The organism is Flavobacterium sp. ALJ2 (genome assembly GCF_015594725.1).
Taxonomy (GTDB): Bacteria; Bacteroidota; Bacteroidia; order Flavobacteriales; family Flavobacteriaceae; genus Flavobacterium.
The window spans coordinates 167,488-179,114 of record NZ_JADNRC010000007.1 but is presented as its reverse complement, the minus strand read 5'-3'; the positions used below and the strand labels follow the sequence as shown (position 1 = coordinate 179,114).

Sequence of the window (11,627 nt, the reverse complement as noted above, 5' to 3'; positions counted from 1 at the left end):
CTTAAAAAAACAAAATCATGAACGCAAATCTGGAATCACTATATAAAATTGCCCAAAAATCTTCCCGAACTATTATCGGATTAATGTCTGGTACATCTTTGGATGGTCTTGATGTGGCTTTATGCAAAATCTCAGGTTCTGGTGAAAACACAGAAGTTCAATTAGTTCAATTTGATACCGTTGATTATTCCGAAGAAATAAAATCAGAAATCAGAACCGTGTTTGCTAAACAAACAATCGATTTTCAGAAACTGGTTTTATTAAATGAATGGATTGGGGTGCTTCATGCCAATATGATTTTAGAATGCTTAAACCGTTGGGGAATCCCAACCAACAAAGTAGATTTAATAGCTTCACATGGGCAAACCGTATTTCATGCTCCAAAGATTTTGCATCAGCAAGAAAAATTCCCCAATGCTACTTTACAAATTGGCGACGGAGATCATATTGCTGTAAAAACTGGAATTATAACGCTGTCTGACTTCCGACAAAAGCATCTTGCTGCGGGAGGTGAAGGAGCTCCACTAGCTGTTTATGGAGATTATTTCTTGTTTGGAAAAAAAGGCGAAAATCGTATTATGCTTAATATGGGTGGTATTGCAAATTTCACCTATTTGCCATCAAGTAGTAATCCCGAAGAAGTTTTTGTTACCGATACAGGAACAGGAAACACCTTAATCGATGCTTTTACCAGACTTTCGTTTCCTGATAAAGCCTATGATAAAGATGCCGAAATCGCGAAGCAAGGTACCGTAAACAATTCTCTTTTAGAAGCTTTAAAAGCCAATGAGTTCTTCCTTGCATCTTTCCCAAAAACAACAGGACCAGAACTTTTTAATATCGAATATGTTCGAAAAGCTCAAACCGAAAGTAATACTACGGCCATTTCTGTTGAAGATTTATTAGCAACATTAACCCGATTTAGTGCCGAAACTATTGCCAGCGCCATACATACAGCTATAAACAACACCACATATCCTATTGAAAGTTTTACAATTTATATGTCAGGCGGAGGTGCTCACAATCCATTATTAGTAAGTTGGCTAAAAGAGCTTTTGCCTTGCACTTTTACAAACACCGATACTTTAGGAATTTCAGGAGATGCAAAAGAAGCTATACTATTTGCCATTTTAGCAAACGAAACCGTTTCTGGCGGAGCTTCAGATTTTGGAACACGCAAAGGAATTCCATCCGTATCAATGGGTAAAATTTCATTTCCAAGCTAAAAACATTTTAAATTTTTCATTTTAAATAAATAATGAAACCAAAAAACAAACCAAACCAATGACAAAAGAACGTTTAATATCGCTAGATGTATTTAGGGGATTTACGATTTTATTAATGACAATAGTCAACAACCCCGGAAGCTGGGCCTCTATATATCCGCCATTAGAACACGCCGAATGGCACGGCTGTACACCTACCGATTTAGTATTCCCTTTTTTTGTTTTTATAATGGGAACAGCAATCCCTTTTGCAATGCCAACCAAACATTTAGACTTAAGTGTTTTTAATAAAATCCTAGTTCGTTCCTTGCGAATATTCTGTTTAGGATTGTATTTAGCTTATTTTAGCAGAATTCAATTATTTGGTTTAGAAGGAATTCCATTATTACTACTTAGACTAGCAGTAACCTTTGTAGTAGCGTATGCCCTTTTAGGAAATTTTACTTTAAAAATTAAAACCTACCTCGCTATAGGGATTTTTGCAATCTTATTATTTTTAGCATACAGTCAGATAGAAGCATATCAGGACGTAAGAATCCCTGGTGTTTTACAACGAATAGGGATTGTATATTTCTTTACCTCTCTTTTATATTTAAAAACAAATTTAAAAACACAACTTCTAATTGTAGCTTCAATTTTATTTGGGTATTGGATTCTAATGGCTTTTGTTCCAGTTCCCGGATTTGGCGCTCCCAATTTTGAAAAAGGAACGAATCTAGCGGCTTGGGTAGACAATTTATTGTTAAACGGACATTTATGGAGCTACTCTAAAACTTGGGACCCTGAAGGGGTTTTGAGTACTTTACCAGCTATAGGCACAGGAATACTAGGAATGTTTATAGGACAGGTACTGAACTTACAAATTCCTAAAATCGAAATTGTAAAAAAATTGACCATCGCAGGAATTGTTCTAATAATTACTGGTTTGCTTTGGGACATCATATTCCCAATAAACAAATCATTGTGGTCTAGCTCATACGTTTTGTACACAGCAGGTATAGCAACAATATGCCTAACTCTATTGTACTACATAATTGATGTAGCAAACTATAAAAAATGGACGAAGCTATTTTTAATTTGGGGAGTAAATCCTATGATTGTGTTTTTCTTTTCGGGTATTATCCCAAGGGTTTTAAGTTCGATTAATGTACAAAACCCCGAAATAGCGACAGAAGAAATCAATCTTCAAACTTTAATTTACAAATTTGGAATTGTACCTTATTTTGAAAATCCATTAAATTCATCATTAGCTTATGCAATATCGTATGCTATTTTCTGGTCACTTATCCTTTGGGTTTTCTATAAAAAGAAACTAATTTTTAAAGTGTAAAAAAATAGTCAATATTACTATAAGAAATAACAAGCCTCAAAATCAAAAAGCTTTGAGGCTCATTAATTGTAAATCACTTTTCAAAATTGTATTTTTACTTATGATTCCCAACTAAATAAATTGATACCCATAACTATAGAACCATATCAAGCAGTGAGGTAAAAACTACTAGTCATTTACCATAGCCTCACCTAATAAGTGATTTCTCTATGCGCTGTCCTCAAAACATGGCCAAACAATTAAAACTTGAAGAACTTGTTATTGAAGGAACCCCAACAAGAGAATAAATATTCTTTCAAAAAAAGAAACTAAATATAACATTAGTAAAAATGCTAAATGTAAAAAAAACATACAAACCAATTCAAATCGATATTGATAATGAAGAAAGCGATGATAGATTTTTTTCATTAGGCTTTACTTTCAATTTTGATAGTAACATTATACCCCATAATATAGGATTTTGCCGTGACTTTATTGAAAATCCTAATTTTATATATATTGAGGCAGATGATCAAATTCACGGATTCAATACTAAAGCCGTAAGCTATAATATTGAAAAATTTATTCTCACTCTAACACTTCTGGATAAAAATAAATTTTATTGGGATGGTTCTAAATCTATTTCTATAGAATTAGATGAAAGTAATATAGGAGATGTAATCCTATGCCTAAAATTTATTTTTGATGGTTTATAATAAGCTAACCAAAAAACACAATGGAATGAACTGACTCGACTGAATCCTCAACAATTATTCACCTAAAAAATGGCTAGTGAAATGGCTACATCGTAAATAAAAACGGAACTTACTTTTTTGCAACACATCTTATACAGGACAGAAAATTTAATAGTTCTAATTTTGGTAATTGTCGAAAAGACATCACAAAATCTGTGTTTAAAGATTTAAATATTATCTCTAGCAAAAACTGATTACAAATTAGTGGAAATTTCTAATTATATTTTTGAAACAAAAAGAATTTCGATCAATCGCTACAGTTATATCGAAACAATTAGATTAATAAAATTATTGAAACCAAAATTTTAAAATTAAGGAAAACCGTAAAAATAGCATTACTCAAAAGCCGAACTTTAGTTAATAATTAAAAATACTTGATCCAGCTACAATAAACAGTCATTTATAACTTCAACTTGAATTTATGCTAAAAAGAACTATTTTAATTGAAAATAAGTTTTCCATAACTACAAAAAACAACCAGCTAGTACTAAAATCTGAAATAAAGGAAAGTTCTATTCCAATTGAGGATATTGGCTTTCTTGTTCTCGATCATAATGAAATCTACCTCAGCATTCCTGCCATGAATTTACTTATTGAGAACAATACTTCTATTGTCATCTGTGGAAAGAATCATCTTCCTAACGGAATGTTATTAAACCTCAACAGTCATCATATTCAACAGGAAATATTCAAAAATCAAATAGAAGCTTCTATACCATTAAAAAAACAACTATGGCAGCAAACAATAATTGAAAAAATAAAAAACCAAGGACAATTACTCGAAAAAATAACTGATTCCAAAAATAGTTTTGTATTTCTAGCCAGTAAAGTATTAAGTGGAGATTCAACTAATATGGAAGGAGTTGCAGCCCAGCAATACTGGAAACACTTCCCACAGCCCAATTTAGAATTTGATGGAATTAAACGGGAACGATATGGAAACTATCCTAATAATTTCTTGAATTATGGCTATGCTATTTTAAGAGCCGCAACTGCAAGAGCTCTTTCGGGAAGCGGACTACTGAATACATTAGGAATCCATCATAAAAGTAAGTACAATGCTTTTGCTCTTGCTGATGATATTATGGAACCGTTTCGCCCAATTGTAGATGAAAAAGTTTTTGAAATTATGCAACGTTTTGATGAACAAGAATTAAATACTGCTATTAAGGCTGAATTATTACAAATATTGACTAGAACAGTTTATTTTAAAGATGAGAAAAGTCCTTTAATGGTAGCTTTGCAAAAGACTGCAAGTTCTCTCCAACAATGCTTCACAGGAAATCGAAAAAAAATTAAATATCCAGCATTATGGAGCTTAACGGATATCGAATAATGTGGCTATTTGTTTTTTTTGATCTACCTACAGAAACAAAAAAAGACAGACGAAATGCATCTGGTTTTAGAAACAATTTATTAAAAGATGGATTTTCGATGATGCAATATTCTGTTTATGTGCGTCACTGCGCAAGTAGCGAAAGTGCCGATGTACATGAAAAGAGAATCCACAGACTATTACCTCCTTTAGGAAAAGTAAGCATACTTCGAATAACCGATAAACAATTTGGTCATATTTTAAATTTTTGGGGGAAAGCAGCCTTACCATCAGCACCTCAACCCACGCAACTAGAATTATTTTAATACTTCTGTATTTATAATTATCAGTAACATTTCAACTCCCAAAACCTTATATTACAAACCGTACGATAGAAAAAATGCCACAATTATGGGTTATCAAACCATAAAAGAGGCATTTTTATGAACGATATTCATACCTAAAACCTTATATATCAGAAGGAAACAAGCCAACTAATATCGTGTTTTCTAATCTTTAATCAAACCACAACCATTTATTTGTTATACGGTAAATAATAAGAATATCGTGTTTTCTAATCTTTAATCAAACCACAACACACGCACCACAACATGAAGATGTTATGGAATATCGTGTTTTCTAATCTTTAATCAAACCACAACATACCTGTTGAAATAGGGTATAAGTTTACAATATCGTGTTTTCTAATCTTTAATCAAACCACAACTTAATAGAAAATGGTTTGTCTATAAATACAAATATCGTGTTTTCTAATCTTTAATCAAACCACAACACGGGAGGAGTAGTGAAAATAAATAGTTTAAATATCGTGTTTTCTAATCTTTAATCAAACCACAACTATTCGCTTTCATAAATAATCCAGTCTATAAATATCGTGTTTTCTAATCTTTAATCAAACCACAACAGATGTGAAGCTTATTTGACTAGTATTAAAATATCGTGTTTTCTAATCTTTAATCAAACCACAACAAGCGACAACGGCACTAATCATTTAAAACAATATCGTGTTTTCTAATCTTTAATCAAACCACAACGTTAGTGTGGCTGCCTTCATGCTTTCTGTAATATCGTGTTTTCTAATCTTTAATCAAACCACAACTGCTCCGTCATTGAGAAATTTTTATCTCTTAATATCGTGTTTTCTAATCTTTAATCAAACCACAACTGGTCTGGTGTTAATTTGTCGTTTGTATAAAATATCGTGTTTTCTAATCTTTAATCAAACCACAACTTGTTCACAGCAATTTAACTAATATAAATGAATATCGTGTTTTCTAATCTTTAATCAAACCACAACTTACATGCTTTGTAATTGTACTAATCATACAATATCGTGTTTTCTAATCTTTAATCAAACCACAACTTTCTAAGAGAATTTAGGTTTGCTAATTGTAATATCGTGTTTTCTAATCTTTAATCAAACCACAACTGGTTAAAACATTCGAAACATCGTACAAATAATATCGTGTTTTCTAATCTTTAATCAAACCACAACGATTAAAGGTGCTTTAGATTATTCAAATGAATATCGTGTTTTCTAATCTTTAATCAAACCACAACATAAAATCATGCAGTTGATTCGTATCAGCAAATATCGTGTTTTCTAATCTTTAATCAAACCACAACAATCCGTATCGATGGTTGTAATATAGTATAAATATCGTGTTTTCTAATCTTTAATCAAACCACAACATATTACAGATACGACCATCGATGGTGCGAAATATCGTGTTTTCTAATCTTTAATCAAACCACAACAATGAGACGTTAGTAAAAATGAATAATTCAATATCGTGTTTTCTAATCTTTAATCAAACCACAACCATTTATAGACATTATAAAAAAAACATTATAATATCGTGTTTTCTAATCTTTAATCAAACCACAACTCTTCCATCTTGGTTTGTAAATGAAATAATAATATCGTGTTTTCTAATCTTTAATCAAACCACAACTTATTGATTTAAGAAACGCTATACAAGCTAAATATCGTGTTTTCTAATCTTTAATCAAACCACAACACAATCATTGAGCCTGCCTGTAACGCTGCAAATATCGTGTTTTCTAATCTTTAATCAAACCACAACAAAAGAGTTGTGTATTGCTCTGTATTGAAGAATATCGTGTTTTCTAACCTTTAATCAAACCACAACAAATGAGGGATATTCATTTAGTATCTACCAAAACATAAAGCTAAAAATGATCTTTCTTAATAATTCTTCCTGTTGAAGAAGTTACAAAATCATATCCTTCTACCGCACAATCTAATTTACTTACTGGTAACCTCAATTGCTCTGAACTTTGCAAAAACTCCAAATTATAAGATTCCTTTAATTGGCTTGCTGGTCTTGCTTCTTCGTGTGGACGAAACGTAAGTCTTCCTTGATTATCAATTTTAGCAAGTTTGTACAATCTTTTTGAGAGATCTACTTGTGATAAATTCCAAATCTCATCTATCGTTTTTTCATAAAAAATCACCAATATCCCTTTTCGTGCTAAAAATTTAAGATTCAAATTGCCTTCATTTACTTCGGGTGCTATTGGATAAATTAATCGATGGGAAGAATTCGATTTTTTGAAGTATTCTCCAGCTTCAATCATATTTAAACTCTCAAATCCTCTTTTGATTTTCCCTTTTTTATCTAATCCTTCATAAATTGCTAATGCAAAATTTTCATCATTTTGTCCATAAACTTTTTGCTTATGCTCGTGCCTAGATTTAGACAAAGCAGTATGCAGTTTTATTTCTATTGGATTTTTAACAGAGTTAGCATATAATCTAACTTTATTGATTGCAATTCCCTTTTCTTCATTCATCCAAACTTTTCTATTTTCAGCTAATTTATTCTTCTGTTGTGGATTAGAAGATATAAGCAAAACCTTATTTTCAATGGCTTCTTTAACCTTTTCTTTTACAACCTCATCAACAATACTTTCCACATCGGATGCTTTGATACTTTCTAAATCTTTTCGGATAACATAACGGATTTCTTCATTATTCAACGGATTTTTAATTGCCCCATAAATACTATCTTGATGCAAAGAACCACGAATAGTATCACCTTGCTGTAATCTTGGAACTTTCTTTCCGTCCTCTCCTATTTTATAGACTATCTTTTGGTTGGCATCCATTCTCAGAATAGTTTTACCATTAATATCTTTTTCTGTTTCTGCAACGTATTGCTTTTTACCTCTAATTCTAACAATCTTTTTTGATTGTTTTTTAATATTGTCTGGTGTATGATGTGAAACTAAAATCTCTTCTTCTATTTTCTTTAAATCTTCTTTAAAAGTCTTCCAAGGCTTAGAATCTGATAATAATTTTCTAGCTTCGTTAACTTGTTCTTTATCTTCTAAAGTCCAAGCCGATGCTAATATGTCATACTTTTCTTTAGTCATACAAGCAATTGTAATTGCATCAATAGTATGATGGGTATGCTTGCTTCTATCTTTTTCCGAATAATATTTTTTATCATTTTCGATATAACTTTCCTGGATTCCCCAAATTTTTCTGAATTCAGCAACCATTCCTCCTTTTACACTTTCTACTCTGTTGAAATACGATTTTAAATAAGCCTGAGCATATTTAGTTATAATTCCTGTATCTGGAATTTGGCTGTTTTTAAAACCTACTCTTGCCTCTTCATCAATAAAACGCTGATATTTTCCTTTTAAATAATCTCTTTTCAAGGTTAAATAATGTCTTCGTCTTATTTTTTTATCTTTTGCCTCCTTTGTTGCAACTGCTTTTATGGAGCGTGTAATAATTTCAATTTCCCTGCTTAAATTATCTGCTTCTTCTTTCCAATGAGATATTCTTGGAAGGATTTCAAGATGATTAATTAATTCAAAAGGCATTTTATTTCCTTTAATATCTCTATTGAATTTTTGACTACAAAGCGTCTTGTTCATTTGAGAATTGTCTTGAGAAATACTTCTCGGAATAGTATGCTCAATATCATATTTTGGATTACTTCCAATTATGTCGCAAATACTTATATTTCTACCCTCTTCGTATATTTCAGCTCTATTTTGCTCAAGCCACAATTGATAACGCAATAAGTCATCATCAGTCGGTTCAATCTCTTTTTTACACTCTTCTAAATAAAGTTTTTTAATTTCCTTAACTGCTTCTTCTCTTTTCTTCCTTAATTCATTTTGATAATCCTGTATTCCTTTTCTTTTATTGGCATCATTTAGTTCTCTAGCCATTTCAATGTGAATTTTAGTTCTCTCATCAATATGTCCTTCAAGAATTAAAGTGTTTAGCACTTTTCGTAATTGATGTAAAGCCCGCATTGCCATAGGGTTTTTTATAGAAGGTGTCAAAGGACTTCCCAAGACTACCTTTTCATTTCCAAACTCGTCTTTGATTATTTTCTTTTTGAAAACCTCAATATCCGATGGATGATAGAGTTTACCTAAACGTTTTTCATTAGAACAAAAAATTTGACCGTCTTCATTTTCTCCATTTAAGAACTCTAAAACTTTTTCGTCTAAACGTTTAATTTTTACAAATTCATAAGCTTTTAATTGTTCAATAAATATAGGAAATAAATCATCTAAGACAAGTTGCTTATCTTCGATCGAATTATACCTAAAAAATGAAACTAGTTTCTTATTTAAATCATTTTTGTAAGTTGCTTCTGCTTCTTTGGAATAATAACAATTTTCAATTTTACAATCTTTTATCAAAGAGTTTACAGCTTCCAATAAACCATTTTCATAAGTATGATTTTCTATGATTAAAGCTATACCATCTTGAATATATTTTCTTTGTACTTCATCACTCCAAATTTTCTCATCTACAATATTTTCAATATTTGCCATAAATACTGCATGAGAATACAACAAACCTTCTTTTACATACGGCAAAATTTTATTGATTGCATTCAAACTCAAACTCGCATAATCTTTTTTCAAACGAATTCGACTAAAAACCTTTGCATTTTTATCATCCAAACCCAGTTTCTCTTTGGCATATTCATATAAATAAATATCTGATGTAGAAGCTGATAGTAAGTGCCATAAATCTCTATAATCAACAGTTCTTGAAACCTCTTCGCCTTTTGAATTTAATGTTTTAAAAGTGAATGTTTTTGTCTTCCAATTTTCTCCTATTGTATTTTTTAATGATGCAGAAACAGGACAGCCAGTAACTGTATCTGTTGGTTTATAATTAAACCAGTAATGAAATTCATCCTTTCTGGATGATTTATAAAATCCAAAAGTTGCTCCTTTAGGGATTAGCTCTTTTGCTAAATCTTCAAAGTTGAAGTTGTCTTTCTTTCTTAAAAATTTAGAGATCAGACTAAGTTTTTCAACTTGAGAGAGAAATCTAAGTGTCTTTTCTGATTGTGTTCCATATTTAATTGTATTCAAATACGTCCACATTCTGTATTCTTCAAAATCAGGATGAGAAACAGCACAGCGAGATTTACTTTTTTCAAAAGAACATTTTCCAATCAATCCTTTTTGAGATTTTAAAGGACGCTGAAAGAAAATAGATTTGTATAAGTCTTTAGCGAGTCCAACATATCTTTTTTCTGGCAATTGCTCACTTTCATTAGTACCTTCAATTCTTTGTACTTTACAAAGTATCTCAAACTCTTTTAGATAATGTTCTTCTCTTGCTGTATATTTGTTTCTTATTCTATCTTTATTATATAAACTAAAAAAAAATTGTCCTAAAGTAGAAAAATTTCCATCTTTCATTGCTTGAGAAATTTCACCAATTTCTCTTTTAACGGCTCCTAAATCTTCCTTTCTGTTTAATCGGCCAATTACTTCTTCTTTCGCTTTGACAATATCATCTTCATTTTTTATTATAATATTTTTCAGTGCGTTATATAAAGTTTTAAGTTTTATCTCTCCTTCATCTAGATCTTTTTTAAATCCACCTTTGATACTTTCATCAATAATTCCAGTATTAAAAAAATAGTCTTTTAATTCAGAATTCATTTCCTGAGTAGAATTCAAATCTTCAATTGTTGCTTGAATAATCGGGCAATGCTCTTCTAATATTCCTTCAGCTGATTGATCTAATCTATTACTTAGAAATCCGCGTCTTTGCGCAATATGATACAATGCTCTTCCTAATTCAAATAATGTTACTTTTCCTTTACTAGCTCTATCTCTAAACACATAAGGATTAATATTTTTATCATCATCAGTTCGTAACCATTTCAAAAATTCAGGATTAAGTGGAAATTTTTTAAATCCTGATTTTTTCCACTCTTCCACTTCATTAATAGATAATGGACACATTCCATTTATTGAAAGAACTTTTAAAGTTTGATATTTTCTTAATTTTCTTCGGTATTTTATTTTTCTCGCGCTTCTATAACTAGTACGCTCACTAGCACGTGAACTTTCAATTCCTTTTTCTGATTTTACTCCTTCCGAAAATATTCTAACTCCTTTATCAATAAGAGAAAAATGATCTCCATCCTTATCAACAATAGCCCATCCAATACTATTTGTTCCTAAATCTAATCCTAAAATCTTTGCCATATCTCTTAAAAATTAATACACACGAAATCTACCACAAAAAAAATTAACTTAATTACGGTTTTCCTTTTTCTAAATAGAATATTTTTTCTATATATTTGTAACTGATTAAAACTTCTAATCTTTAATCTTATCACAATAAGGCTATATGCCGTAGATGAAAATCTTTAGTCCTGCTTCGGTGGGACTTTTTTATTTATTAAATCTGTTTAAATTTTACCTAATAAAAACATGTTTAATTACTGAAATTAAACATATTTAAGATCAATCAAACTGAATTTGTTGTTTTATGTTAAGATATAAACTTATACTCTCCATATTTTAAAAGTGTAAAAAATACTATTTTAGATTTTAGAATTTGTATTTTCACTTTCGATGAACAACCGAAAAATAGTAATACGTAGAGAATACCTAAAAATCTTAAGTTTTTGAAAATTCATAAAGGATTGAAATTGTTTCATTCAATAATATAAAAAATTAAAAAAGCTCCT

At 30.6% G+C, this 11,627-nt stretch carries 6 protein-coding genes and 1 CRISPR repeat array; of the genes, 5 read left to right on the top strand and 1 reads right to left on the bottom strand.

The genetic code is table 11. The annotated features are described in order from the left end of the window. Positions 1-17 precede the first annotated feature (17 nt). The 5 genes from IUY40_RS10210 to cas2 all read left to right on the top strand — a co-directional run bounded on the left by IUY40_RS10210 (position 18) and on the right by cas2 (position 4,931). On the top strand, positions 18-1,226 hold the full coding sequence (locus IUY40_RS10210) for an anhydro-N-acetylmuramic acid kinase (protein ID WP_195736761.1): 1,209 nt from the start codon (positions 18-20) through the stop codon (positions 1,224-1,226). A gap of 58 nt (positions 1,227-1,284) precedes the next feature. Continuing rightward, entirely contained in the window at positions 1,285-2,556 is a 1,272-nt protein-coding gene (locus IUY40_RS10205; RefSeq protein WP_195736760.1) for a DUF5009 domain-containing protein, read from the top strand. A 329-nt stretch (positions 2,557-2,885) separates the two neighbouring features. Next, positions 2,886-3,251, top strand: a complete 366-nt coding sequence (locus tag IUY40_RS10200; RefSeq protein ID WP_195736759.1) for a hypothetical protein — start codon at positions 2,886-2,888, stop codon at positions 3,249-3,251. A 460-nt stretch (positions 3,252-3,711) separates the two neighbouring features. Next, positions 3,712-4,626 carry a type II CRISPR-associated endonuclease Cas1 gene (cas1, locus tag IUY40_RS10195; RefSeq protein ID WP_195736758.1) on the top strand — a complete coding sequence of 305 codons (915 nt, stop codon included), beginning with the start codon at positions 3,712-3,714 and terminating at the stop codon, positions 4,624-4,626. After that, positions 4,602-4,931: a CRISPR-associated endonuclease Cas2 gene (gene cas2, locus IUY40_RS10190; protein WP_195736757.1), complete on the top strand. Its 330-nt coding sequence runs from the start codon at positions 4,602-4,604 to the stop codon at positions 4,929-4,931. Before cas1 ends, cas2 begins: the two co-directional genes overlap by 25 nt. Positions 4,932-5,101: 170 nt before the next feature. After that, a CRISPR array of direct repeats spans positions 5,102-6,779; the repeat unit is 36 nt; unit sequence AATATCGTGTTTTCTAATCTTTAATCAAACCACAAC. A 40-nt stretch (positions 6,780-6,819) separates the two neighbouring features. Here the strand turns inward: cas2 and cas9 are convergent. Then, positions 6,820-11,139 (bottom strand): type II CRISPR RNA-guided endonuclease Cas9, encoded by a 4,320-nt coding sequence (gene cas9, locus IUY40_RS10185; RefSeq protein ID WP_195736756.1) that lies wholly within the window; start codon positions 11,137-11,139, stop codon positions 6,820-6,822. Between the last annotated feature and the right edge of the window lie 488 nt (positions 11,140-11,627).